We start from the raw sequence: 26,013 nt of genomic DNA, 5'->3' as shown, positions 1-26,013 counted from the left end.
CGGAGGTCGCGAACCCCGTATCGGGCATCCCCGCCCCTTTGGCCGTACGGACAAAACCAGCCAGGGATTTCTGGACGGGCGCCGCATGCACGCGGTCAGAACAGGAGAAAGACTGCGCGCAAGCCGCTCGCAAGGAATTTCACACGGCAGCCGCCGCACTCCTTGGCTCGAGGCGGAATCCCATCAACGCCGCACGCATATGCACGGTGAAGGAGACATTATGCGAGGCAAGGCGAGTGCTGTCCTGGCCTTGGCGTTCACGGCCTCTCTCGTGGCGCCGACCGCCACGTCGACCGCGACACCACGATGCGAAACCAAGCCCGTACAGACCGCATTGAAGGCACTGGACAAAGTCGGGGCGTCGGGCATCAGCGTGACCGTGAAAAGCCCGCGCTGCGGCGTCTGGAACGGCGGTGTCGGCCTCGCCGACCTCAGGACGGGCCGAAAGGTCGTCGGCAATGAGCACAGCCGCATCGCCAGCGACACCAAGACCTGGGTGGCGACGGTCGTGCTGCAACTCGTCGGCGAAGGCAGGATCAAGCTCGATGACTCCGTGGACCACTACCTGCCCGGCCTGATCCGCACCAAGGACTACGACGGCCGCAAGATCACGGTCCGGCAGCTCCTGCAGCACACCAGCGGCCTGCCCGACTACCTGGAAGGGCCGGAGTGGGAGGACCTGGAAGAGCACCGCTGGGACCACTTCGACCCCCTGGAGACGGTCGAGCAGGCGCTGAAGCTGCCCCCGCCCGACGACCGGACCCCGGACGGCTTCTCCTACTCCAACACCAACTACAACCTGGCCGGACTGATCGTCACCGAGGTCACCGGGCGCAGCATCGGCACCGAGATCGAGCAGCGGCTCATCAAGCCCCTCGGCCTGCGCGGCACCTACTGGCCCGGAGACCGCGTCACGCTCCGCAAGCCCGACCTGCGCGGCTACGTGGTCCAGGACGGGAAGCTGGTGGACAAGACGGAATGGAACGTCTCGGCGGCCGACGCGTCGGGTGCGCTGGTCTCCACCAGTGCCGACGCGACCGCGTTCTGGACCGCGCTGTGGTCGGGGAAACTGCTGGCTCCGGCCCAACTGGCCGAGATGAAGAAGACCATTCCCGATGACCTGGGCGAAGGCTACGGCCTGGGAGTCGAGCGCTATGAGCGCACTCCGGGCTTCGTCACCTGGGGCCACAGCGGCTATATGGAGAGCGGCCACAAATTCAGGAACGCCGTCACCGAGGACGGCCGCCGGGCCGTGACCCTGATGGTCGGCTCGGAAAGGTTCGACTCGGAAAAGGTGGATTCCATCATCGGGAAACTCATCCACGACATCCGCTGACCGTTTTCTGTCCTCTTCGGTGACGCACGGAAAGCGTGTACCGGCCAGGTTTACCAGAACTCCCGCCAACGCCGGTTGAGAGGGGCCCTTGCCCATGAAAACGCCATTCCCCGAGCCAACCGTGGAAGCAGCCTCCCACGCGACCGAAGGAACGGCGGTGGTCGGCTCGGACGGCCCCGAGGACAGTGCCGCGGACAGCGCGTCCGTGCAGGGGCGCTCCCTGGGCCGGATCGCCTGGGAGCGCCTCAAGAGCGACAAACTCGCCCTCGCGGGCGGCATCGTCGTCCTCCTCCTCATCGTCGTGGCCCTGCTCGCCCCGGTGCTCACCGCCCTGGTCGGGCAGGACCCCGAGACCCACCACGAGGATCTGATCAACCCGCTGTTCGGCACCCCGACCGGCTCCCTCGGCGGGATCAGTGGCGACCACCTCCTTGGCGTCGAACCGGTCAACGGCCGCGACATCTTCGCCCGCATCCTGTACGGCGGCCGGATCTCGCTGCTCGTCGGCTTCCTCTCGGCCGTGGTCGCCGTCGTCCTCGGCACCGTCCTCGGCATCCTGGCGGGCTTCTTCGGCGGCTGGGTGGACACGGTCATCAGCCGCGTCATGGACGGACTGCTCGCCTTCCCGCAACTGCTCTTCATCATCGCGCTGGTCTCCGTCATGCCGAACGACATGCTGGGTCTCACCGGATCCAGCGTGCGCGTCTTCGTGATGATCCTGGTCATCGGCTTCTTCGGCTGGCCCTACATCGGCCGGGTCGTGCGCGGCCAGGCACTGTCCCTGCGGACACGGGAGTACGTCGAGGCGGCCAGGTCACTGGGCGCCGGGCGCTTCCACATCCTCTTCAAAGAACTCCTGCCCAACCTCGTCGCACCGATCATCGTGTACACGACGATGATGATCCCCACCAACATCCTGACCGAAGCGGCACTCAGCTTCCTGGGCGTGGGCGTCAAGCCGCCCACGGCCTCCTGGGGTCAGATGCTCTCGCGGGCGATCGACTACTACGACTCGGACCCCATGTACATGGTCGTGCCCGGCATGGCGATCTTCCTCACGGTCCTTGCCTTCAATCTCCTCGGCGACGGCGTGCGCGACGCGCTCGACCCGAAGGGCTCCCGCTGAACCGCGGTGACCCCAGCGGCCCGTGGCACTCACACGGTGTTTCCCATCAATTCCGGAGGAACCGAGATGGCGACTACCCAACGCACCCCAGGGCGGCGCAAGCAGATCATGGCCGCTGCCACGGTGGCCGCCGCCCTGCTGACCACGGCGGCGTGCGGCGACAGCGAGGAGGGCGGGGCCGGATACGACGCCGCGAACAACAAGGTCCTCAACGCCAGTTCGCACAAGGGCGGTGAGCTGAAGTTCGCCGGTTCCCAGGACGCCGACTCCTGGGACACCACACGGGGCTACTACGGCTTCGCCTGGAACTTCATGCGCTACTACAGCCGTCAGCTGCTGTCCTACAAGACCGAGCCCGGCAAGGCGGGCGCGGAGCTGACGCCGGACCTCGCCACGAACGCGGGCAAGATCTCGAACAACGGCAGGACCTACACGTTCGACCTGCGCGACGGGATCACCTGGGAGGACGGCAAGCCGATCACCTCCAAGGACATCAAGTACGGCATCGAGCGCCAGTGGGCGCAGGACGTGCTGTCCGGCGGTCCGGTGTACCTCAAGGACGTCCTCGACCCCGAAGGCCGGTACCCGGGCCCGTACAAGGACAAGTCCGCCGACAGACTCGGCCTGAAGTCGATCGAGACGCCCGACGACAGGACGATCGTCTTCAACCTGCCCCGGGCCAACAGCGACTTCGCACAGATGCTGGCGACGCCGTCGGCCTCCCCGGTGCGCCAGGACAAGGACACCAAGTCCAAGTACACCCTCAGGCCCTTCTCCAGCGGCCCGTACAGGTTCGCGTCGTACGCGCCGGGCAAGAGCCTGAAGCTGGTCCGCAACACGCGGTGGAAAGCCGCGTCCGACCCGATCCGCAGGGCGTACCCGGACACCATCACCGCCAAGTTCTTCGCGAACGCGGGCGACATGGACCAGCGCCTGATCAACGGCGACTACCACCTGGACATCAACCAGACCGGTCCGTCGCCGCAGGGCCGCACCACCGCCCTGAAGCAGCACAAGGGAAACCTGGACAACCCGCTCAGCAGCTACATCCGGTACGCGGTCTTCCCGCGGAGCGTGGCGCCGTTCGACAACATCCACTGCCGCAAGGCCGTGATCCACGGCGCGGACCACGTCTCGCTGCAGAACGCGCGCGGCGGCCCGCTCGCCGGAGGTGACATCGCCACCAACATGCTCCCGCCGTCGATCCCCGGTGCCGAGGGCCAGAAGTACGACCCGTACGGCATCGCCGGAAGCGGCAAGAAGGGCGACATCGCGAAGGCCAAGGAGGAACTCAAGGCCTGCGGCCATCCGGACGGCTTCCGGACCACCATCGCGGTCCGCAACAACAAGCAGGCCGAGGTCGCCACCGCCGAGTCCCTCCAGGCGTCGCTGAAGAAGATCGGCATCCGGGCCGAGATCGACCAGTACGACGGCGCGCAGACCGCCGGCATCGTCGGCAGCCCCGCCAACGTCAAGAAGAAGTACGGCATCGTCATCGACGGCTGGGCGCCGGACTTCGGCACGGTCCAGGGCTTCGGGCTGCCGCTGTGGAGCAGCAAGTACATCCTGCAGAGCGGCAACAACAACTTCGCCCTGATCAGGGACAAGGCGATCGACGGACTCTTCGACTCCTACGTCAAGGAGCTCGACGAGGCCGGGCAGGCCACGATCGCCAAGGAGATCAACCACAAGGTGATGGCGGGCGCGTACTACCTGCCCTTCACCTTCGAGAAGTTCCTCAACTGGCGGTCCCCGAAGCTGACGAACGCCTACACCTCCGACGGCTTCAGCGGCATGTACGACTTCGTCAACCTCGGCCTGAAGAACGCGAAGTAGCGCCATGCTCGCTTACCTCACCAGGCGCCTTCTCGCCGCCGCGGTGATGCTGGTGGTCATCATCATGGTGGTCTTCTGCATCTTCTTCCTCGTCCCCACCTGGGCGGGCGTCGACATCGCCTCCAGCTTCGTCGGCAAACAGGCCGACCCGGGCGCCGTCGCGGCGGTCCGCGAGAAGCTCGGCCTCAGCGACCCGATCCACATCCAGGTCTGGGAGTTCTTCAAGGGCATCTTCGCGGGCCGCACCTACGCGGCCGGCGGCGAGGTCACCCACTGCGCGGCGCCGTGCTTCGGCTACTCCTTCCGCAGCGAACAGGCCGTCTGGCCGGTGCTCACCGACCGGCTGCCGGTGACCCTGGGACTCGCGCTCGGCGCCGCCGTGCTGTGGGTGATCGTCGGCGTCGCGGCGGGCGTGCTCTCCGCGCTCAAGCGGGGCAGCCTCTGGGACCGCGGCGCGATGGTCGTCGCCCTCGCCGGTGTCTCCCTGCCGATCTACTTCACCGGCCTGCTCTCGCTGGCGGTCTTCGCCTTCGGCCTGAAGTGGCTCGACGCGCAGTACGTGCCGCTCGGTGACAGCTTCACCGGCTGGCTCGGCGGCATGATCCTGCCCTGGATCACCCTCGCCTTCCTGTACGCGGCGATGTACGCCCGGATCACCCGGGCCACCATGCTGGAGGTGCTCGGCGAGGACTACATCCGCACCGCCCGGGCCAAGGGGCTGCGCGAGCACACCGTCGTCGGCAAGCACGCCATGCGCTCCACGATGACGCCGCTCCTCACCATGCTGGGCATGGACCTCGGCGCCCTCATCGGCGGCGCCATCCTGACCGAGTCGACGTTCAACCTGCCGGGCCTCGGCCGGGCGGTCCTGGACGCCACCCGGAACCAGGACCTGCCCATCGTCCTGGGCGTCACCCTGATCACCTCGCTCGCGGTGCTCCTCGCCAACCTCGCGGTGGACGTCCTGTACGCCGTGATCGACCCCCGAGTGAGGCTCGCATGACCGCCTTCCTGGACGTGCGCGACCTGAAGGTGCACTTCCCGACCGACGACGGCCTGGTGAAGTCCGTCGACGGACTCAGCTTCCAACTGGAGAAGGGCAGGACCCTCGGCATCGTCGGGGAGTCCGGCTCCGGCAAGTCCGTGACCTCGCTCGGCATCCTGGGCCTGCACACCGCCGGCCAGTACGGCAAGCGCAAGGCGCGGATGTCGGGCGAGATCTGGCTGGACGGCACCGAACTGCTCTCGGCCGACCCCGACCGCGTACGCAGGCTCCGCGGCCGCGAGATGGCGATGATCTTCCAGGACCCGCTGTCCGCGCTGCACCCGTACTACACGATCGGCCGGCAGATCGTGGAGGCGTACCGGATCCACCACCACGTCACGAGCAAGGCAGCCCGCCGCAGGGCCGTCGAGATGCTCGACCGGGTGGGCATCCCGCAGCCGGACAAGCGTGTCGACTCCTACCCGCACGAGTTCTCCGGCGGCATGCGCCAGCGCGCGATGATCGCGATGTCGCTGGTCAACAACCCCGAGCTGCTCATCGCGGACGAGCCGACCACCGCCCTGGACGTGACCGTGCAGGCGCAGATCCTGGACCTGATCCGGGACCTGCAGAAGGAGTTCGGCTCCGCCGTCATCATCATCACCCACGACCTGGGCGTCGTCGCCGAGCTGGCCGACGACATCCTGGTGATGTACGGCGGCCGCTGCGTCGAGCGCGGCCCGGCGGACGAGGTGTTCCACGAGCCCCGGCACCCCTACACCTGGGGTCTGCTCGGCTCCATGCCGCGGCTCGACCGCGACCAGCAGGAACGCCTCATCCCGGTCAAGGGCTCCCCGCCCTCCCTCATCAACCTCCCGTCCGGCTGCGCCTTCAACCCGCGCTGCCCGTACGCCGACGTCCCCAAGGACGACGTCACCCGCACCATCCGCCCCGAGCTGACGGAGGTCGGCGGGCGGCACTGGGCCGCCTGCCACCTGTCGGCCGAGCAGCGAATGCGCATCTGGGACGAAGAGATCGCGCCGAAGCTGTGAGCGAGAACCCCAAGGACGCAGCCATGACCATTTCCGAGCGGAGCGACGGTGCCGCCCCTGCCGGGTCCGGCGGGGCGGCACCCGCCAAGCCCCCGGGTGAAGCCCTGCTGAAGGTGACGGGACTGCAGAAGCACTTCCCGATCAAGAAGGGCCTGTTCCAGCGGCAGGCCGGTGCCGTACGCGCGGTCGACGAGCTGGACTTCGAGGTCCGGCCGGGCGAGACCCTGGGCGTCGTCGGCGAGTCCGGGTGCGGCAAGTCGACGATGGGCAGGCTGATCACCCGGCTGCTCGAACCGAGCGCGGGGACGGTCGAGTTCGAGGGCACGGACATCACGCACCTCGGCGTCGCCGCTATGCGGCCGCTGCGCCGCGACGTGCAGATGATCTTCCAGGACCCCTACTCCTCGCTGAACCCGCGCCACACCATCGGCACCATCGTCGGCGCCCCCTTCGCGCTGCAGCACGTCTCGCCCCGCGGCGGCGTCAAGAAGGAAGTACAGCGGCTCCTCTCGGTCGTGGGGCTCAACCCCGAGCACTACAACCGCTACCCGCACGAGTTCTCCGGCGGCCAGCGCCAGCGCATCGGCATCGCCCGCGCGCTCGCCCTCAAACCGAAACTCGTGGTCGCCGACGAGCCGGTCTCCGCCCTCGACGTGTCGATCCAGGCCCAGGTCGTCAACCTGCTGGACGACCTCCAGCAAGAGCTCGGCCTCACCTACGTGATCATCGCGCACGACCTCTCGGTCGTCCGGCACGTCTCCGACCGGATCGCGGTCATGTACCTCGGCAAGATCGTCGAACTGGCCGACCGGGACTCCCTCTACCAGGCCCCGATGCACCCGTACACCAAAGCCCTGATGTCCGCCGTCCCCATCCCGGACCCCCGCCGCAAACACACCAGGAACAACCGCATCCTCCTCAACGGCGACGTGCCCTCCCCGATCTCCCCACCGAGCGGCTGCCGCTTCCACACGCGCTGCTGGAAGGCGACGGAGCTCTGCGGAACGACCGAACCACCCCTCCTCGAGCTGCGGCCCGGCCAGCAGGTGGCCTGCCATCACCCGGAGCCCGCGGACCGGCTTTCGCCGGTGCGGGCCGTGATGCCTCCGGCCGGTCGGGGGTCATCGGCATCGCGCCCGGCGCCGTGTTGACGGCCATGCTCGCGCGCTCGGCGCCCAGGGGAAGCCGCGGACGGAGGCGGCCCTGGGATCGTGCTCACGGGGTACGTCTCACCGTGGCCGCGGAGCGGTATCGCCCGGAGGTTCTGCTCCCAGGAGGGCGAGCAGCCCGGGAAATCTCTTCTCGATGTCCGCGCGTCGCAGACGGACGCCCTTGCGGTTGCCGTAGTCGATCTCGTCGATGAGACCTGCCTCGCGCAGGACGCGGAAGTGGTGGGTCTGGGTCTGCTTCGAGATCGGAAGATCGAACGAGTTGCAGCCCCGCTCGCTGTCGCCGCGGTCGGCGACCAACTGCGTCAGCACCGAACGGCGGTGCTCGTCGGCGAGGGCGCGAAACACCGCACCCAGATCGAGCGCGTCGGCCTCCGGGCCGACCAGGTTCTTCCCGGTCACGCGGCACCCCCTTCAGGTACGACTTGAATCGTACCTGAAGGCTGTGCTCCACTGAGGTACGAAATGTTTCGTACCTTGGTCCGATCGCGCTGCCCCGTGCCGCCGCTCCCTGAGACCCGGCCCGGCGCTCACCGGGGGACCTGGCCATCGACACTCCGAGAGGTCATCGTCATGAAGAAGCCCGAGGTGCTGATAGTCGGTGCCGGAATCGCAGGGCCCGCACTCGCGTACTGGCTCTCCCGGAACGGCTACCGGCCGACGGTCGTCGAACATGCCCGGCAGCTGCGCTCCGGTGGCAGCGCGATCGTCGTGAAGGGGCCCGCGATCCCGGTCGCCGACCGCATGGGCATCCTTCCGCAGCTCCGGGGGCTCGCCACCCGCAATCGGTCACTCACCCTGCTCGACCCCGGCGGCAGGCGAATCCTGCAACTCCCGCTCCCCTCGGACGAGGCGCCGACGGTCGAGGTGACCCGAGCGGACCTGTCCGAGGTGCTCCACCGGTCGGCGCAGACCGAGGCCGAGTTCTTGTTCGACGACACGGTCACCGCTCTCGACCAGGACGGAAGCGGGGTCGACGTGACCTTCCGGCGGTCCGCGCCCCGGCGCTTCGACTTGGTGGTCGGTGCCGACGGGATGCACTCCACCGTGCGACGCCTGGTATTCGGCCCCGAGCGGCAGTTCGCGGGCGACCTGGGCCTGTACGGCGCGACCGTGCCGCTGGAACCCGACGCCATCGAGGACCCGAGCGAGATGACGATGCTGACGGTGCCGAACCGGATGCTGGTCGTCCACCCCTCGCGGACCACTCCGCTCGCGATCTTCACCTTCAGGGCCGCACAGCCGACGCCCCACGACCGCAGGAACATCGCCCTTCACAAGCAGACCGTGGCCGACGCCTACGCCGACGTGCGGTGGCGGGCACCGGAACTCGTGGCGGCGTTCCTCGACCACCCGGCTCCGTACTTCGACCCCCTGACCACCGTCCGGGTGCCCTCGTGGTCCCGCGGACGGGTCGTACTGCTCGGGGACGCGGCGGCGGCGACAGCCCTGCTGGGTGACGGGTCCAGCATGGCGATGGCGGGCGCGTACGCCCTCGCGGAAGAGCTCGCCGCCCATCCCGGTGATCACGCCCGCGCCTTCGCCGCCTACGAGTCGCGGCTCCGCCGTGAGGTAGGTCCGCGGCAGCGGCGCGTCGGTCTGCTCTCCAGGCTCATGGTGCCCCGCACCCGGCCGGGCCTCGCGGTGCGCAACGCGGTGGGCCGCGCGGTCGGTCGCACGAACCGGTTCGCCTCGCGCGAAGCCGCGAACCGGTAGACCGCGTCCGCACCGACCGGCCACCGGTCGGTGCGCGGCTCCGCGGCAGCTCTCAGCCGGGTCGGAGCCGCCCGTCCGCCGAGCCCGGTTCTTGACGCGGTCAGCCGCTGGTGCAGGGGCATGTGGGGCCTCATAACCGGCCTACCCCCGTGGGACTGGTGCCGTATCTCCGTACCTCTCTGGAGCATCCAGCCCAGATCCTCGATCGCCTGAGGAAGGTCCACGAGCCCTCAGAGCCGGTCTATGAACCCCCGTCGTTCGCGCGAAGCGCGGGCGCAGCGGCGGCCGGTGCGTGCGTCGGCGTGCGCGCCGGGCGTCGGGGCGCGGGCGGAGGTTCAAAGACCGGCTCTGGGGCACGGTCGGGGCGATGAGCGACCGGCGGAGCCACTTGGTGCCCGGTCCGACTGTGCGGGATCATCGTGGGATGTCCACTCTCGATGAGACGTCAGGGCAGCAGGGGGACGTGGCGGGACCGGTGCTGACGGTGAGTACCGACAGCATCCCGGCACTGGACCGGTTCGACTGGTGGGTCGAGATGGTCGGCAACGAAGTCATGCCCGTGACCGTGCGCAGCACGCACGCGGCCGTGTTCCAGGGCCGGGCCAACGCCGTCGAACTGCCGGACAGCCAGGTGGCGTTCTTCAGTTTCTCCCCGATGACAGCCCATCGCTCGCCCGCGCAGATACGACGGTCCGACCCCGAGGCGTACTACCTCGTCCTGGTGCACGGCAGTCCGATCCGCCTTGAGCAGGAGCGTGGCATCGCCTGCCTCGGGCCGGGCGACATGACCTTGTTCTCCACCTCGCACCCGCTGGCGTGCGACTTCCTCGACCACGGCCGGCAGATCCGGCTCACCCTGATGAGGCTGCCCCGGTCCCTGCTGCCGTTGGCGAGCGGCAAGGCGGACCGCTTGCTGGCCGAGCCCCTGTCCACCCGGGCCGGTTCGGCGAGGCTTCTTGGCCCCTACCTCGCGGGGCTGCCCGACGCCGCCCGCGCCGGCGGCCCAGGGGAGCGGGCCCGACTCGGCCACATCGGCGTGGACCTGGCGGCCGCCGTGCTGGCGGGGCATCTGGGCGCCCAGGACCGCCTCCCCGCCGCGAGCCGTAGATCGGTGCTGCTGGCCCGCATCAACGCGTTCATCGACCACCACCTCGGCGACCCCGAGTTACGCCCTGCCGCCATCGCCGCTCACCACCACATCTCCTTGCGAACCCTCCATCTCCTCTTCCGCGAAGAACCGGACACCGTAGCCACCACGATCCGACGCCGCCGTCTGGAGCGCTGCCACGCCGACCTGACCGACCCCGGCCAGCGCCACCGCACGATCACCGAGATCGCCACCCGATGGGGCTTCCACCGCCCCGCCGACTTCAGCCGGGTGTTCCGCACCGCCTATGGATTTCCTCCGAACGAGGTGCGGGCGCTTGCGCTGGATGCGAAGGATTCCTGCGCTGGTTGCTGAAGACCCCGTGGCCGACGCCGGGCCACAGTTGAGCCAGGCGCGGAGCACCCGTACACCGACACCGGAACATCGCACCATCCGGATCCGCGCCCCAACCCGCAGTCGAGGAAGGGAAGTCACCTATGCGTGCGACTCGTTCGCTGGTCGTCGCCTCCATGGCCCTGGCCGCCACGCTCGGCACCGTTCCACTCGCGTCGGCGTCCCCGGCCCCCGCCCCGGCGGCGTACAACTGCCCCGCCGCGTACTTCTGCATCTACAGCGGCTGGAACGGCACCGGTGAGCGCTGTATCTGGCAGAGCGCTCAGCGCGCCAACACGGCCGATGACTGCGGCTTCATCCAGCGAGGGGCGAACGTGTTGTCGGTGGCGAACAAGACCACCCATCGCAAGCAGTACTACAAGGCCACGAACTACAACGACCGTGTGGGCTCCACTCCGTCGAACGCGGAGGGAAACCTCATGGGCAATTACCAGATCCGCTCCTTCAGGCCGCAGTAACCCGCGGCACCGGACCCCGGGGGGCTTGTCCGGGGCCTGCTCAACCTCTGCCACCCCTCTTCGCGGTCTTGCTGTGCAACCAATTGTGAGAGGCCGGGTCGCCCGGGATGAGATTCCCCCGGGCGACCCGACTTCCGTATGTCAAGTGCCATGGCCACCGTTGTGCCATGTCGGCCTTCTGGGGCTTCTTGGAGTTCGGTACGTGAGTAGTTGTCAGTTTCGCAGTCGGGCTTGAGCGAGGACTGCTGGTCGACCTGGAATGCACAGGCAAGCCACAGCCCTTCCAGATGATGGCTGAGCGACGCGGCGGTCTCAGCGCCTATCGCCACTCCTGTGTTGTTCGCTCGATGGTCTGACGGCGGGGTATCACTACGGGTTGTCAGTGGGACTTCCTGCCCACGACATGCCGCCGCCAGGCACGGTGAAGTACTACTTCTGTCTCTGGCGCGACGGCGGCACCGACCGGACCGTCCATGACCTGCTGCGCTGTCAACTACGGGAGAATGAGCAGAGGTTGGCCGACCCGAGCATGGTGGTCCTGGACAGGCGGAGCGTCCACGCTGCCGTCGGCGTCCCCGCCGAAACGACCGGACGGGACGCCGCGAAGAGAGTACCGGGCAGGAAGGGGTGCCTGGCCGTGGAGGTGTCGGGCCTGGTCGTCGAGGCCGTTGCGCTGCCGGCCTCCGCGCACGACAACGCCCCCAGGCATCGCCCTGCTCGACGGGGTGGCCAAGCAGACCGGCACGGTCGAGAAGGCTCTGGTCGACCAGGGCTTCAAGCGGCGCGTCGTCGACCACGGCCAAAGCCACGGCATCGCCGTTGAGATCGTCGACCGCAACCCCGCCGGCCAAGAGCTTCGTCCCGAAGAACACCGAAGGCATCCGCTCCAAGCTGAAACGCCTGGTCACCAGGGGCATCCTCACCGAACCCGAACCCGGCCTGTTCGCCCAGCCCGGGCACCTGAGTTGCACCGCATCCCGGCCAGCGGCCCGCGGGAGGTCGTCGGGTCATCTGCGGCCTGCGGTGTCGGAGGGCAGTTCGGCGAAGCGGGCGTGGTAGTAGCTGGCGAATCGGCCAAGGTGGGAGACACCCCACCGGTAGGCGATCGTGCCGACCGGGTCGGTGGAGGCGAGGATGTCCTGGCGGATGCGGTCGAGCCGCAGGTTGCGGACGTAGGCCATGGGGGAGAGGCCGAGGCGGTCGCGGAACGCGGAACTCAGGGTCCGCGGGCTGCAGCCTGCGGCGGCGGCGATGCCGTCGAGGCTGATGCGCTCGGCGAGGTTCGCTTCGATGAACGCGAGGGCTTCCCGCAAGGGGCGCGGATAGCCGGGGCGCGGAGCGTCGTGCAGCGCGCCGGTGTGCGAGTGCGGCTGGGCCAGGAGCAGGGCGGTGACGAGGCAACGCAGCTGGCCGCGCTGCAGCTCCGGGCGTTGGAACAGGGGGTCTTGCGAGTCCAGCTGTTCGAGGAGGGAGCGGACGAGGAGCCGCACCGCCCGCCCCTTGGGCTTGGCCAGGTCGAGGGCGAAGTCGAAGCGCACGGTGGACACCGGCGGCTGCCCGGTCAGCGCGGCGTACTCCTGGTCGACCAGGGCGGCGTCGATCCGCAGGCCCAGGAACCGGGATCGCCGACCTCGCAGGGGGCGTAGTTCCTGGGTGTCTCCGGGGTTGGCGACGCCCGCCGTCGCCGCGTCGAGGGTCGCCCGCAGACCGCCGCACGAGGCCGAGACGGCACCGGAGACACCGATGTTGACGAAGTAGGAGCGACGGCTGCGGCCCCTGGCCGAGGCGACGCGGACGCCGAGCGGCGAGACGAAGTAGCCCACCGCGAAGTCGTGTGCGGCGACGCCGCGCAGTTCGTGGACGCCGTCGCCGGACAGCTCGTCCAGAGGCGATGTGGTGATCGAGCCGCCGAACAGGCGGGTGGCGGCGTTGAGCAGGTCAGCGGGGTTCTGGGAACTGGTGATGAGGTGGTTGCGCAGCGGCGTCGGCACGATGGTGGGGTCACCTCCCTGGGAGCCCATGGTGAGGGATGCCTGTGCAGTGTGGCTGAGCGGGCCGGTGCAGCGGCTTGGCCCGGACGGGCGGCGGGGCCACGAACAGCCCCGGGGCGACGTCGTTGTGGGACTTGGTGGCGGAGGGGGGTTACGCGGGCTGAGCCATGAGCTGGTGGCAGGAGTCGGTCAGCGCGTACGTCTCCTGGTGGCGCCCCGCCTGCTCCAGGCCGACGATCGCCTCGGAGGTCTCCACGAGCGTGCGGCACCGTCGCGTGCGTCTGCCGGCGAACGCCTGGAGCGCCGCGCCGACAGAGCCGTGCCGCCCGAGTTCCTGGGCAAGGACGAGCCCGTCCTCGATGGCCAGGGCGGCGCCGCTTGCCATCTGCGGCGCGGGCGCGTGCGCGGCGTCACCGATGACCACGGCGCTGCCCCGGCTCCAGGCGCCCTTCAGGAGGGCCGTGAGGACCGGGCGGCGTACCACCGATTCCGACGCGGACACCAGGGAGCGGATCTCCTCCACCCGCCCCGGCAAGGTCTGCAGGAGCTGACGCAGGCGCGGGGCGAGTCCGGCATCGGGCAGGACGCTCTGCTCCACTCCGTTCTCCGTCAGGAACACGTACGCCTGCCCGGGGGAGAGCGGCACGAGTCCGGCCGTGTCGTACTTCCCGGCGAAGTGATGGATTCCGGTGGCCCACGACGGTCGGGGCACCAGAGCCCTCCAGACCATCTGCCGGTGAAAGGCGAGCGAGGCCTCAAGCCGCAGCAGGCCCCGCGTCGACGAGCGGATGCCGTCCGCGCCCACCAGCAGCGCGACCCTGTGGACCGTCCCGTCCGACAACCGCGCCCGGACCAGCTCCCCCTCCTGATCCATCGAGGCGACGGTCACTTCATGGCGTACCACTGCGCCGCACCGCTCGGCTTCCGCGTACAGGATGCGGTGAAGGACGGGGCGCGCGATGCCGGCCATCGCCGGGCGCCGTGCCCCGATCAGGCGCGGCAACCGCACCTCGCCCGCAGGTTCCCCGTTCACGTCCACATGCGTGACCGTGCGCATGCCGTAACCCTCGGCCAGACACGCGCCCGCGAGCCCCAGCTCGTCCAGCACGCGCAGCGAAGGACCGGTCAGACACAATCCCCATCCGGAATCCGCCCGGGGCGGGTGGATCTCGGCGATCTCCACCTGCCATCCGCCGCGTGCCAGGGCGATGGCCGCTGTCAGACCAGCCACTCCCGCACCCACGATCAGGGCCGTCCGCTCACCGCGACAACTGTCCATGTACGCCTCCAGAGCACCGATTTCCCCGAAACCGTAGGACGCGTGGGCACTCGGCCTTGTCCGCATCGGGCGGCCGTCATCCGCTGTCGGCAAGCGGTCATCCGACGGGGACGCCGGTGTGGTGGGCCACCGTCGGCCCTGTGGTCGGGCAGATCGTCCTGCGCATTCCATGGCGGCCCCGGCCTGCGTCCGGCACCGCGCAACGACCCTGGTTCTCGGCGTTGCTCCAGCCACACGCGACACAGGTCATCCCACATATCCTGATAGCTGGGGAAGATGGCGTTGACTTGGGCGTGTGTGAGATCGCCGGGAGGTGTTGATGCCACCAGGTGTTCCAGTCGTCGGCCAGACGCCGGAATCGGTACTGCGTCTCCTCCATCAGCGCCCATCGGGAGCGCCAGTTGAAGAACGGCTCGACGGCCCCCAGCAACGTCCCTGGAGCCACCAGAGCAAAGGCAAGACCGGCCCATGTGTCGAGGCTTTGCAGGCCCCGGATGATGGTGGACGCCGCGGACAGCGTCAGTGTCACCAGCTTGATCACTGAGGCGAGTCGGCGGAACTGCTGCTTCCTCCTATCGGCGTAGTCGTCGCCCCGACGAATCTTGCCCAGCAGGAGAGCAGCCACCTCCTCCGGGCTGAGGCCTGCGCTCAATTCGCCAGTCGGCTGCACTCTGTCCGCCCCCAAGACAACCCGCCGTCACCTCGCGACTCCCTACGTCAGACACTGCCTGGCGACAGCCGAAGGCTGGCCAGGGAACGGACTGCCGAGTGTGACTGCTGGGTGGGGAAGCGAGCTGGCCGTACGCGGGGAATTCCCCTCTGGCCGCCGCGAACCCTCGCTGGCCTCGGTGTTCCCGCGTGCTCCGATCGCGTGCGGGGTACCGGTATGACAGAGGGCTTCGACGAGGGGAAGGCAGCTCAAGGGTGAGTGCTGTTCCTGGGGATCTGTCGGTGCATCCTGTCTTTCGTCTGCCGGACATGACCCGTCTGCTGCCGGGGCGGCTGCACCCTGATGCGGCGCGGATGCATGAGGCGGTGCACGAGTGGTGTCGGTCGGAGCTACGTGCGTTCTTCTCCGACCAGGTGTCTTTCCACCAGTTCCTCGAGCACCACGTCGACTTGTGGACGTATCTGACGGTTCCGGTGGGGGACACCGATGTCATCGAGGCGACATGCGAGCTCACCTTTCTTTTCCTTGTCCTGGACGACAAGCACGGTGGCGACGTTCCTGGGTCCGCGCACGGCGACGAGGGGCTCAGTTTCCGTGGCGACGCCAAGGCGTCGTGGACTGTCGCCGACCACCTCGCGGCGATCATGCACGGAGGCGCCGCCGATCCCGCAGTGCCGTTCGCGGGGGTCTTCCAGCGGCTGTGGAAGCGGCTGACCCGCGGGATGCGCGAGCCGTTGCGTGAGCGGTTCGCCGACTGCCTGAACGCCTTCATCGGCGGCGCGGCGGCCGAGGTGGCTCCGCGGCCGCAAGGCTCCCATCCCGACTTCGACCATTTTCCCCAGTACACGCGGGCCGGCTTGGGGGAGTACCGGAGTTTCGAGGAGTACCGCTCGGTGCGGGAGCACTCCATCGGCGCCCGCTATCTGTACGTCCTGCACGAGCACGCGCTCGGCATCGACATGACCGAAGTGCTGCGACGAAGCGCAGACTTGCAGCGCGTGGAGCGGGCGGTGGTGCACCAGCACTTCCTCCACAACGACCTGTTGTCCTATCGCAAGGAACTGCTCGCAGGACAGCGGGACAACACGCTGGCAGTGCTACAGGACACTGAGGGGCTGTCCCTTCAGCAGGCAGTGGACCGTCTGTGGGCCTGCGCGGAGGAGGCCGAGGACGTTTTCCTGCGGGTCCGGGAGCGAATTCTGCACAACGCGCTCGGGCGGCGCGGGGATGTACGCCGGTATCTCGAACAGATGTGGTGGATGATTCCCGGGAGCATCGAATACCAACTGATGTCGCCCCGCTACCACGGCCTCGGCTATTGCTGGAGCGGTTACGCCTGCGGGGAGTTCGTCCTCCACCCCGAGCAGACCGTTCTGGTGCCTCCTCCCGGGGCGCGTCCGGTCGTTCCGGCCTGGCGCTCCTTCATCCGCATCACGCCCGCGCCCGGACACGCTGGCTGACCTTCCCTCTGCCGGGAGTGCCGAATGCTTCCCGCGACAAAGGTCACCTCGTGTTCCTGGAGGCGGACGTGGTGATCACGGCGTAGCCGTAGACGGCGCCGACGGCCGGGATGGTCTTTCCCAGGATGCGGGCGAGCGCGTCGGCTGCTGGACCGCCCGCGTCGGCGACGTGCTCGCGATGGTGGTCGAGATCGGTGCTCAGACGTTGGAGCGAGCGCAGGAGGTGGTCGTCGAGATCGGTGTGTCCGGTCACCTCGAAGCCGGTCTCCTCCAGCAGGGACAGCAGGGTTTCGAGCGGTTCGACCGAGGAATGGGCGTGGGGTTCCGGATCGGGCGCTCGCAGGATCATGTCACTGATGACGAAAGGACCGCCGGGCGCCAGGATGCGGTGGATCCCGGTCAGGGCCCGGCGGGTGTCGGGGATGTGCAGGAGGGACTCGATGGCCCAGGCGGCGTCGTAGGACCCGTCGGGGAAGGGCAGGGCGGTGGCGTCGGCGAGCTGAAAGCCCACAAGGTGGTCCAGGCTGGCCGCGCGGGCCTGGTCGGTCGCGAGACGGACCTGGATGCCGCTGATGGTGATGCCGGTGACCTCGGCTCCGGTGGCGCGGGCCAGACGCAGGGCGGGCCGTCCGACTCCGCAGCCGACGTCAAGGAGCCGTTGGCCAGGGGCGAGCGAGAGTTCTTCCACGAGGAGGTCGGTGAGGCGGTCGCTGGCCGTGCTGGCCTCGGCGAGTCGGCCGTCACGATCGGCGTCCTCAGGGGGCGTTGCCCGATCGGGCCAGAGGCCGATATGGAAGTTTCCGCCCCACAGCCGCTGAAGGAGAGGGGTGAGCAGGTCGTAGTAGGCGCCGACGTCTTCGGTACGGGTCATGCGGACTCGCCCTCCTCAGGGACGGTGGCCGGTGGCGAGTTGTCGAGGGTGATCTCCAGACTTGCCGGGATCGTCATGGTCGGACCGTTCTTGAGACGCCGAAGGCCCCGGTCCGCACCGAGCAGCCGGAGACCGGGGGTGCGCAGCAGGCGGGCCAGGGCGATGCGGAGTTCGAAGTCGGCCAGTTCGGCCCCGGGGCAGCGGCGGGTTCCGGTGCCGAAGGGGAGGTAGCGGCTGCCACTGGGCTTGTGGCGCAGGAAGCGGCCGGGATCGAAGCGGTCCGGGGCCGGGTAGAGGTCCGGCCGGTGGTGCACCAGATGGATGGCGGGGACGAGTTCGGTGCCGGCCGGGATGTGGTGGCCGTCCCAGTCGAAGTCCTCGGGGACGACGCGCGCCAGACCGGCGGGGACGACGGAGCCGTGCCGCAGGGTCTCGGCGCACACCGCGCCGAGGTAGGGGAGGCGGGCGATGTCCGCGTGGGCAGGGTCGGCACCCAGGGAGTCGATCGCCCGCACCAGCCGCCGCCGGATGCCAGGGTGGATTTCGAGCTGGTACAGGGCCCAGGCCAGGGCGCTGGCGGTGGTGTCATGGCCCGCGATGAGCAGGGTCATGATGTGGCCGCGGATCTGTTCGTCGGGTTGTGCGGGCTCAGCGGTGGCCAGATGGAACAGCAGATCGGTGCGGGAGGAGTCAGGGACGGTCCGCGCTGACGCGGTCTCCTCCGTCACGATCTGCTGGAGCCGGGCCAGCAGCGGGTCCATCCGGTCGAGCAGCTGCCCGCGGTCGGCGTCCCGTGCGGTGCCCGGCTCATACATGAGGTCCATGACGTCGATGAGCAGGCCGGCGCACTCCTCGCGACGGGCCTCGGGCAGCGGACCGAAGCACACCCGGACGATCAGACGCAGGGTGATCTCGTGAGCGAGACGGATCACCGGGCGGGTACGCCCGCGCAACCGGGCCATCACACCGTCGACGATCTCGTCGACGGCGGGCCCCAGCGCCCGCAGTGGCACCCCGTGCAGCGGGGGCGCCAACAGCAGCCGGACCGCCCGGTGCTCCTCCCCGATGAGATAGGGCAACGCCTGAGCACCGATCACCGGACGGAAGTAGAGCGTGCCCCGCGCGTCCCAGGGCGTGCGATCACCGATGAACAGCGCCCGGACGGCGTCGGGATCACTGATATAGACCCGGGGTGGCTCACCCTCGGCCCGCAGAGTGAACACGGGTCCGAAGACGCGGGCGTACTCCTCCCAGGCCAGGAGTTGCCGTTCGCTCTCCATTCGGCTCAGCTCGCGGGACGTCAGGCGCGGTCCGTCGGGCAATCCCGCCCCGGCCGGGCACACCGCTGACGCACCCGGCCCCGGACGGGACCGGGAAGGAAACCTGTTCTGCTCAGCCATGAGCGGGTCTCACCTCCGTAAGAACAGCACCCACAGGGCCGCCCCCACCCGCCCGCTTCAACGCCCTGCCACACCGTTGGAACCCGAACTGCCGGTGGCACGGGTGTCTACGTTGCTCGGGGTTTCGCCACCAGGCGGATACGGGCGTTCGCGGGGCTCTGAGTGATGCGCACATGGGGCCTGACCGCCCGCCCGGAGGCCGGATGGATCTGCCAGCGTTGCAGGAGTGCGGCCAGCACGATGCCGGTCTGGGTGAGGCCGTAGGCCTCTCCGATGCACTTGCGGGCGCCGATACCGAATGGCATGTACGCGGCGCGCTGCGGGCGGCCGGTACGGCTCTCGGTCCAGCGGTCGGGGTCGAAGCGGCCGGGTTCGGGGAAGGTTGCGGGATCCCGGTGCAGGACGTAGGCGCTGAGGAACACGTCGGAGCCGGCGGGCAGCAAGTGCTCGCCGAGCGGCGCCTCGGTGCGGGTGGTCCGGCTGACCAGCCAGACCGGAGGGTAGAGGCGCAGTACTTCGCTGACGATCCGCTTCAGCAGCGGCAGTCGTGCCAGGTCGTCGTAGGTGGGCGGTTTGCCGCCGAGTACGTCGTCGATCTCGTCGTACGCGCGGGCTGCTGTCTCCGGATGGGTGGCGAGGAGGTGGAGCGCCCAGCCCATCACCGATCCGGTCGTCTCGATGCCGCCGATCAGGAAGCCGAAGAGCTGGTCGCGCAGGGCGGTGTCGTCCGGGGCGAGATGGGTGTGGCCCTCCGGGGAGAGCAGGAGTGACAGGAGATCGGGGTGGTCGGTCGCGTCGGTGCGGCGCATCGCGATCATGTCGGTGATGGCCCGGTGGATCGTGTCGATGGAGTGCCGGAACCGCCGGTTGCCGGGGGTGGGCAGCCGTCCGGCCGCGGGCGCCAGCATCTGGGTGGCCAGCCCGGAGATGACCACGGGGAAGTGGCGCTGGAACACCTCGGCGGCCTCGGCCGAACCGGGCCCCAGGAAGAGTGTGCGGGCCAGGGCGTCCATCGACAGTGCGGTCATCTCCTCGGCGGCGTCGATGACGGTGCCGTTGGTCCACCGGGTGACCCGGGCCAGGGCGACGTCGCGGAAGGTCTCGGCGTAGCCGGGCATACGGGAGTGGCGGAACGCCTGCTGAAGGATGGGGCGCTGGCGGCGGTGGGCGGCGGCCGGGCAGGTGGGCAGGCTGTCGCCGACCAGGCGGATGAACAGGTCGAGGACGGGTCCGCCCACGTCGAAGTACGTTCCGTTGCTGTCCAGTTGGACCTGCCGGGCCAGGGCCTGGGCGGTGATCACGTAAGCCGGCCTGCGGCCGAGAGAGATCCGCACGAGCGGGCCGTGACGGCGCTGGGCGTCGAAGAACCCCATCGGATCTCGGGCGAGGGAGAGGACGTGTCCGACGAGGGGCAGCCCGCCGGGGGACCTGGGCACGGGCACTGTGGAGTTCACATGAACCTCCGCCTCGGTTGTCCGCAGGCGTCCGCGGGAAGACCCGGTCCGGGAAGGTGCGCGAGCTTGGCTGCTCCCAGATCCGGCCCTACCCCGTTCCCGACGGCCGTACATGTCCAGCGGGAAATACTCGGACGCACGATGGGCGCACAACCCGTCATATTCGTACGCCCGTTGATGCCACGGTGCGCCGTTGTGTGCGCATGGCTCCGGTTCGGACGGTGGTTTCCCTGGCTTCGGTTGTCGGCGTGCAACCGCCACATGCCAAGGCCGACGTCGGTTCACTGCCTCTTCCCTGTCTCCAGCGACGAAGGGCGACCGTCATGTCCGCACCCGTACCCCCCACCCCCGAGGACGTCGGCGCCATGTACGACGCCCTCACCGATCTGCTGTCCCAGGCCCTCGGCGACAACATCCACGCCGGCTACTGGCAGGACGCGCAGGACCCCAGCGATGTGGCGCGGGCCGCGGACCGGCTCACCGAGCTGGTGGGACAGCGGCTGCGGGCCGGTGCCGGGCGGCACGTCCTCGACGTCGGCTGCGGCAGCGGCCGTCCCGCCGTCCGGGTCGCCGCGGCCTCGGGTGCCCGGGTCACCGGCATCACCGTCAGCAGGCACCAGCTGAGCCTGGCCCAGGCCCGGCCCGAGACGTCAGGCCCGGACGGCATGCTGGAGTTCCGGCAGGCCGACGCCATGCAGCTGCCCTTCCCCGACGCCTCGTTCGACGCCGCGTACGCCATCGAGTCGCTGCTGCACATGTCCGACCAGCGCGCCGCCCTGGCACATCTGGCCCGGGTCCTGCGGCCCGGAGGGCGGCTCGTGGTGGCGGACCTGTGTCTGAGCGGTGTGCCACAGGGCACGGACGCGGACGACGTGGCCGCCGCCACTCAGGTGTTCCGGGTCTCCTCGATCGCCTCCCCCGACGAGTACCGCGCCCTCCTGGAGGAGGCGGGCTTCAAGGTCGAGGAGTTCTCCGACATCGCCCCGCACGTCCGCCGGACCTACGCCGTCGTCGCCCGCACCATGCGCCGAGCGGGCGAGAGCATCGGCGGTGAACTCGCCGCCCAGCTGGACGGCGCGGCGGCCTCGGTCGAACGGTTCGGCACCCTGGACTGTGTCGGCTACGCACTGGTGACCGCTGTCCGCTCCTGACCTCTGCCCAGGACAGGCCCAGTCCTTCCCTCCTGCCGCCGATCGCTTGAGAGGGCGCAATGCCCACCGCTCCATCGCCGTTCCACTGCCCCTTCCCCTCACGCACCCACCCGAAGAGCGAACTCCTGGAGTGCTCGGCGGTGTCCCGGACGGTCTCCCACGGTCTGTACGCCGACGAAAGTCCCCTGGGCCATGACCCCGGCGTGAGTCCCCTGGGCCGTGACCCCGGCGTGCTCGCAGTGGCCCTGGCTCTGCTGCACCACGCCGAGGCCCCTCAGCAGACCCCACAGGATGCCGCCGGACACGCCACCGCACTGCGCGAACTGCAGCTGCGAATCGAGGAGTACACGCCTGCAACACACTTCTACGCGCGCTCCCCGCCGGTCCGCACGCTCACTGAGGCAGCCGCGCTCTCGCGCAGCCCGCGCACCGACATCGCCTCCTGGGGGCGTACATCCGAGGTGCGGTCGCCTGGAGCCTGAGCGCCCTGCGCTACACCCGGCCGACGGTGACGGCGATGGCGCGGCCCCGGCCTTCCGTCCTGGCGGTTGGGCCGACTGCCCCTGCGGCCGGCTGCCCGAGCCGCTGCCCTACCCATCGGTGTCCTGTTGGTGGCGGCACGCCCCTGGCGTACCCGGGTGAGCACACCCACCCCACCAACGACCAAGGGAACCTCCATGCCCCAGAGCTCTCGGTCGGCCTTACCGGCCGTACGCGTGATCGACAGCCCCCGCGTCGATTCGTATCGGGCGAAGGTCGAGTACACCTACGACGACCCTCCCTGGATGTGGGAGAAGGCACTCGGCCCGGATAACCTGCTCTTCCAATTCGGCCTCTTCCCGCCGGAGGAACTCGCTGCAGGGCCGGTGCGCGGCTCGGTCGGGCCGTCCGAGGTGCGGCACTTCGAGAAGCAACTGCAGATTGCCGGTCTGACCGGCCCGGGCCGGCCCCACCTGCACCGGATTCTGGACCTGGGCTGCGGCTGGGGGTTCATCTCCCGCTACCTGGCACGCCGCTTCCCCGAAGCCGCGCACATCGACGCGGTCAACATCAGCGCACGGCAGCTGGAGTACTGCGCCGGGAAGCTCGCCGCCGAGCCGGAACTCGCCGACCGGGTACGGCTGTTCCTCTGCAACGGGCAGGACGTCGATCTGCTCCCCGACCCCGAGCTCCCCTACGACCTGGTCGTGGTCCGCGGCGTCTACACACACTTCCTCCACGACGTCTTCGAGGCATCGACCGACGCGGTCGCAAGACGGCTGCGCCCCGGCGGCCTGCTGGTGGTCTCCGACACCCTCTACAAGACCGACCTGCCCGCCTACAGCCCCGCGATCCCCGACACCGTCGACCGGCTGGCCTGCGGCAACCGCAAGTCACCCGCCTACTTCGCCCGGGTCCTGGAAGAGCACGGCCTGATCCTTGAGGACATGCGGATCACACCGTCCAACGCCGAGATCATCCACTGGTTCGGCAAGGTCCGGCTCAACATCGACCACCACTTCCCCGACGGCGCCACCGGCCCCATCGAGGAACTCCGGGAAATGTCCATCAGCTTCTCCGCCGCCCTCGCCGCAAACAAGGCATCGGTGTACTCGATCATCACCAGGCGCACGGCATGACCTCCGCAACCACCACCGCGCAGGCCGCGCACGGCCCAGAGCCGTCGGCCGCACGAGATGCCACCGCCCTGCTCACGATGGCCCGCGCCGCCGTAAGGCCGGTACCGCGGGTGGCAGTGGACACCCTGCCATCCGCCATGAGGCTGGTCGCCGGAAACCACCCGGGTTGGAACGACGAGCACGGCACACCGGACACGGCAACGCGCAAGCTTGCGCAACTGGGTGCCGAGTAGGCAGCCGAGTCCGAGCGTTGGCCGGAGTCCCCAGCGGGCTGTCGCCCGCGCCTGGACTAGTGTCAGATCCCAAGTTCGGGAGACGGAGCAACGCGCGAGGGGCGAAGTCAATGCGCGTCCGCGTGCCGAGCCAACACGGCCCCTGGCACTGACCGCACCACAGCGATCTCTGCTCTCCTCACGCAGGAGCGGCGTGGGCGAGCGGGTGCCGATGTGCACGGTTAGGTTCGGTTCATGGCGTACGACAGGGCGTTGGCGGAGCGGTCCGGGTGTCGAAGGGCTGGGTGTACGTGGCCGGGGAGGCCCTGGACGACGACGTGCTGGAGGGGTGGCTGCGGGCGGCCTTGGACGCGACGGCCGAGCCGCCGCCCAAGTGATCCGGGCGGCGGGCGTGGGCGGTCCGTGATTGGCCCTTCGTGGCAGGGGCGTGGGGCTCGTCCGGTGCGCCGGCAGTGGTGAGCGCGCGGGTCACGTCCTGCAGGAGCTGTGCGAACTCCGCCAGGTGCGGGGCGAGTTCGGAGCTTCCGTGGAAGGCGCTGCCAGGGTCGGTGAGCCGGTCCACGCGGAAGGTGCGCCAGTCGGTGTCGTAGGCGATCAGGTCCTCCAGCCTGCGGGCGGCAGTTCGATGTGGCCCTCCGCCGACAGAGCGACGGGCAAGTACCCGGTGCGGGCCACGGCGATGGCGTACGACTCGTTCGGTGACAGCGGGCCCAGGCCCCCAGGTCTGGCCGTCGGTGTTCCAGGTGCTGGGGAGTGGGGGCGGGTGTATCGCGGGTGTATCGAAAAACGCATACGTCACCGCGACAGTCGTCCGTCTTGAGTGGGGGGCACGGCCGGTTCGTCGATCAGAAAAGGACCGTGATCATGGATTCGGATTTCGTAGGTGGCGTCGACCGGCGGCGGCTGCTGGGATGGGGCGGGCTGGCGGCCGCCGGGACGGTCGCGGCGGGCGCGCCGCTGGTGGGCGCCCAGCCAGCCCGTGCCGATGCGGCCCCGACGGGCTCCGGCGTCCCGCCGGACACCCGGCCCGGCGGAGCCTACGACCGGTACGTGGCGAAGCTGGCCGCCGAGGGCAGGTTCTCCGGCGTGGTGCTGCTGTCGCACCGGGGCCGGACGGTGCTGTCGCGCAGCTACGGCATGGCCGACAAGGAAAAGGGGATCCCCAACGGCGAGAACACCGCGTTCAGCCTCAGCTCGGCGGGCAAGCCGTTCCACGCGGTGGCCATCTTGCAGCTGGCGCAGCAGGGCCGACTGAAGTTGTCGGACACGGTGGGCACGCACCTGACGGGTTACGCCAAGGAGATCGCCGAGCAGATCACCATCCACCAGATGCTCACCGGCACCTCCGGGATGAAAACCCCGGATGAGGACGTGCAGCGCATCTTCCAGAGCCGGAAGGAGGTGCACGAGTTCTACGAGCGGTGGGCCCGGCAGGCGACGCAGGAGGCCCCTCCCGGCACACCCAGCAGCCACTCCGGCGCCGAGGTCGCCATTCCCGCGCAGATCATCGAAGCCGTGACCGGCCAGACCTATTGGGACTACGTCCAGGAGAACATTTTCAAGCGCTGCGGCATGACCGGTTCGGGGTTCTACACCAGGCCGCAGTGGCTCACCGATCCGAACATCGCGCACCCGTACATGGTGCTGGCCGACGGCAGTCACGTCGACGCGGTCCGCAATCTGGACAAGGGCAGTGCAGACCCGTATGTACGGGGCAAGAACCCGGGCCGCGCCTTCATCGATGCCCCTGGGGACGGCGGCTTCGCCACCGCGCCAGATCTGGTCCGGTTCGCGCGTGCGCTGGGCGACGGCACAGTGCTGGACCGGCACTACGCCGAACTGTTCACCGGACCCAAGATCCCCCTGGCTCCCGAGGGGGGCGGTCTGGCCCGCCGGGCAGCCCCCGCCGACGCGTCGTTCGGGGCCTACCAGGTGCCGGTCAGCCTCGCCGGCGGCCAGTGGGTGTGGAGCCGCGCCGGCGCCAACCCCGGCGTCGGCGCCAGCTGGACCATCTATCCCGACACTGGCTGGGTCGGCGTCATCCTCACCAACCACGACGGCGCACCGTTGTGGGAGATCGTCGAGCAGGAGACCCGGGCCGTCATCGCCCCAGACTGATGCGCGGCCACCGCAGACTGACACGCGTCCAGTCAGCTCCGGGGCTCGCGTCGACTCGCTCGAACATCGGATGCCCTGCGTGGCAGTGAGCGGCCGCCGACGGCCGGGATATTCCGGTGATTTCGTGGGATGGATTTCGGGGGTCGGAGCGATGAGTTCTGCCGGGCCCGTCGGTCTTAGAGGGTGAATCCACCACACCGGGGAGAGCACAGATGACTGAGCACGACCAGGCCCGTATCACCGGCATCGGCACCGTCGCCGTTCCCGTCAGCGACCAGGACAAGGCCGTCGAGTTCTACGTCGTCGTCCTGGGGCTGGAGAAGCGGATGGATGTTCCGCTGGAGCAGATCGGCGGGCGCTGGATCACCGTCGCCCCCGTCGGGGCCGTGACCAGCATCGCGCTGATCCCCGGCGAGTCCACCGGCGTCGACACCGGGATCAGGCTCAACGCCGGCGACGTCCCGGCCGTCCACACACGTCTCAAGGAGCAGGGGGCCGACGTGGACGACCTGCTCCAGTGGCCTGGAGTGCCGCCCATGTTCACCCTTCGGGACCCTGACGGCAACATCCTGGTTGTCGTCGAATAGG

At 69.3% G+C, this 26,013-nt stretch carries 22 protein-coding genes; 15 read left to right on the top strand and 7 right to left on the bottom strand.

The window, feature by feature from the left end:
* Positions 1–85 precede the first annotated feature (85 nt).
* The 6 genes from ACZ6AA_RS36055 to ACZ6AA_RS36030 all read left to right on the top strand — a co-directional run bounded on the left by ACZ6AA_RS36055 (position 86) and on the right by ACZ6AA_RS36030 (position 7,486).
* Positions 86–1,336, top strand: coding sequence for a serine hydrolase domain-containing protein (locus ACZ6AA_RS36055; RefSeq protein ID WP_471462744.1), 1,251 nt, complete (start codon positions 86–88; stop codon positions 1,334–1,336).
* 94 nt (positions 1,337–1,430) lie between these two features.
* On the top strand, positions 1,431–2,462 hold the full coding sequence (locus ACZ6AA_RS36050) for an ABC transporter permease (RefSeq protein ID WP_468461374.1): 1,032 nt from the start codon (positions 1,431–1,433) through the stop codon (positions 2,460–2,462).
* A gap of 66 nt (positions 2,463–2,528) precedes the next feature.
* Complete coding sequence (locus ACZ6AA_RS36045; protein WP_471462686.1) at positions 2,529–4,298, top strand: ABC transporter substrate-binding protein; 1,770 nt, start codon at positions 2,529–2,531, stop codon at positions 4,296–4,298.
* 4 nt (positions 4,299–4,302) lie between these two features.
* Positions 4,303–5,301, top strand: a complete 999-nt coding sequence (locus ACZ6AA_RS36040; protein ID WP_468461378.1) for an ABC transporter permease — start codon at positions 4,303–4,305, stop codon at positions 5,299–5,301.
* Positions 5,298–6,335 (top strand): ABC transporter ATP-binding protein, encoded by a 1,038-nt coding sequence (locus tag ACZ6AA_RS36035; RefSeq protein WP_468461380.1) that lies wholly within the window; start codon positions 5,298–5,300, stop codon positions 6,333–6,335. The genes ACZ6AA_RS36040 and ACZ6AA_RS36035 overlap by 4 nt, the downstream gene beginning before the upstream one ends.
* Before the next feature lie 23 nt (positions 6,336–6,358).
* The gene (locus ACZ6AA_RS36030; RefSeq protein WP_471462683.1) at positions 6,359–7,486 is read left to right on the top strand and encodes an ABC transporter ATP-binding protein; all 1,128 of its coding nucleotides are present in this window, start codon (positions 6,359–6,361) and stop codon (positions 7,484–7,486) included.
* Between the two features lie 78 nt (positions 7,487–7,564).
* Here ACZ6AA_RS36030 and ACZ6AA_RS36025 read toward each other — a convergent pair whose 3' ends face one another.
* Complete coding sequence (locus tag ACZ6AA_RS36025) at positions 7,565–7,906, bottom strand: ArsR/SmtB family transcription factor (RefSeq protein ID WP_468461384.1); 342 nt, start codon at positions 7,904–7,906, stop codon at positions 7,565–7,567.
* Positions 7,907–8,077: 171 nt separating this feature from the next.
* On the opposite strand from ACZ6AA_RS36025, the gene ACZ6AA_RS36020 reads away from it, so the two are divergent.
* The 3 genes from ACZ6AA_RS36020 to ACZ6AA_RS36010 all read left to right on the top strand — a co-directional run bounded on the left by ACZ6AA_RS36020 (position 8,078) and on the right by ACZ6AA_RS36010 (position 11,179).
* Entirely contained in the window at positions 8,078–9,220 is a 1,143-nt protein-coding gene (locus ACZ6AA_RS36020; protein WP_471462681.1) for an FAD-dependent monooxygenase, read from the top strand.
* A gap of 424 nt (positions 9,221–9,644) precedes the next feature.
* Positions 9,645–10,682 (top strand): AraC-like ligand-binding domain-containing protein, encoded by a 1,038-nt coding sequence (locus ACZ6AA_RS36015; protein WP_468461388.1) that lies wholly within the window; start codon positions 9,645–9,647, stop codon positions 10,680–10,682.
* Between the two features lie 122 nt (positions 10,683–10,804).
* A complete protein-coding gene (locus ACZ6AA_RS36010; protein WP_468461390.1) occupies positions 10,805–11,179 on the top strand; it encodes a peptidase inhibitor family I36 protein in 375 nt (124 codons plus the stop codon).
* A gap of 1,007 nt (positions 11,180–12,186) precedes the next feature.
* Here ACZ6AA_RS36010 and ACZ6AA_RS36005 read toward each other — a convergent pair.
* The 3 genes from ACZ6AA_RS36005 to ACZ6AA_RS35995 form a co-directional block, all read right to left on the bottom strand.
* On the bottom strand, positions 12,187–13,170 hold the full coding sequence (locus ACZ6AA_RS36005; protein ID WP_471462679.1) for a helix-turn-helix transcriptional regulator: 984 nt from the start codon (positions 13,168–13,170) through the stop codon (positions 12,187–12,189).
* Positions 13,171–13,321: 151 nt separating this feature from the next.
* Positions 13,322–14,449 (bottom strand): FAD-dependent monooxygenase, encoded by a 1,128-nt coding sequence (locus tag ACZ6AA_RS36000; protein WP_471462677.1) that lies wholly within the window; start codon positions 14,447–14,449, stop codon positions 13,322–13,324.
* Between the two features lie 97 nt (positions 14,450–14,546).
* Complete coding sequence (locus ACZ6AA_RS35995) at positions 14,547–15,074, bottom strand: DUF4231 domain-containing protein (protein WP_471462675.1); 528 nt, start codon at positions 15,072–15,074, stop codon at positions 14,547–14,549.
* 353 nt (positions 15,075–15,427) lie between these two features.
* On the opposite strand from ACZ6AA_RS35995, the gene ACZ6AA_RS35990 reads away from it, so the two are divergent.
* Positions 15,428–16,579, top strand: a complete 1,152-nt coding sequence (locus tag ACZ6AA_RS35990) for a terpene synthase family protein (RefSeq protein WP_471462673.1) — start codon at positions 15,428–15,430, stop codon at positions 16,577–16,579.
* Between the two features lie 43 nt (positions 16,580–16,622).
* On the opposite strand, the gene ACZ6AA_RS35985 is transcribed toward ACZ6AA_RS35990, so the two are convergent.
* From ACZ6AA_RS35985 to ACZ6AA_RS35975, 3 genes are all read right to left on the bottom strand, one after another.
* Positions 16,623–17,450, bottom strand: a complete 828-nt coding sequence (locus tag ACZ6AA_RS35985) for an SAM-dependent methyltransferase (RefSeq protein WP_471462671.1) — start codon at positions 17,448–17,450, stop codon at positions 16,623–16,625.
* Positions 17,447–18,730, bottom strand: coding sequence for a cytochrome P450 (locus ACZ6AA_RS35980; protein WP_468483824.1), 1,284 nt, complete (start codon positions 18,728–18,730; stop codon positions 17,447–17,449). The genes ACZ6AA_RS35985 and ACZ6AA_RS35980 overlap by 4 nt, the downstream gene beginning before the upstream one ends.
* A 227-nt stretch (positions 18,731–18,957) precedes the next feature.
* Entirely contained in the window at positions 18,958–20,286 is a 1,329-nt protein-coding gene (locus ACZ6AA_RS35975) for a cytochrome P450 (protein WP_471462670.1), read from the bottom strand.
* A gap of 341 nt (positions 20,287–20,627) precedes the next feature.
* On the opposite strand from ACZ6AA_RS35975, the gene ACZ6AA_RS35970 reads away from it, so the two are divergent.
* From ACZ6AA_RS35970 to ACZ6AA_RS35950, 5 genes are all read left to right on the top strand, one after another.
* Positions 20,628–21,455, top strand: a complete 828-nt coding sequence (locus ACZ6AA_RS35970) for an SAM-dependent methyltransferase (protein WP_468461406.1) — start codon at positions 20,628–20,630, stop codon at positions 21,453–21,455.
* A 59-nt stretch (positions 21,456–21,514) separates the two neighbouring features.
* Positions 21,515–21,937: a hypothetical protein gene (locus tag ACZ6AA_RS35965; protein WP_471462669.1), complete on the top strand. Its 423-nt coding sequence runs from the start codon at positions 21,515–21,517 to the stop codon at positions 21,935–21,937.
* Positions 21,938–22,171: 234 nt separating this feature from the next.
* Complete coding sequence (locus tag ACZ6AA_RS35960) at positions 22,172–23,074, top strand: SAM-dependent methyltransferase (protein WP_471462668.1); 903 nt, start codon at positions 22,172–22,174, stop codon at positions 23,072–23,074.
* A 1,097-nt stretch (positions 23,075–24,171) separates the two neighbouring features.
* Positions 24,172–25,425 (top strand): serine hydrolase domain-containing protein, encoded by a 1,254-nt coding sequence (locus ACZ6AA_RS35955; RefSeq protein WP_468461473.1) that lies wholly within the window; start codon positions 24,172–24,174, stop codon positions 25,423–25,425.
* Positions 25,426–25,637: 212 nt separating this feature from the next.
* A complete protein-coding gene (locus ACZ6AA_RS35950) occupies positions 25,638–26,012 on the top strand; it encodes a VOC family protein (protein WP_468483831.1) in 375 nt (124 codons plus the stop codon).
* The last annotated feature ends 1 nt before the right edge of the window (position 26,013 follow it).

The sequence above is a fragment of the Streptomyces sp. NPDC040610 genome (genome assembly GCF_055594065.1).
Note: the sequence above shows the minus strand (reverse complement) of the source record. Positions and strands in the feature narration are given on the sequence as shown.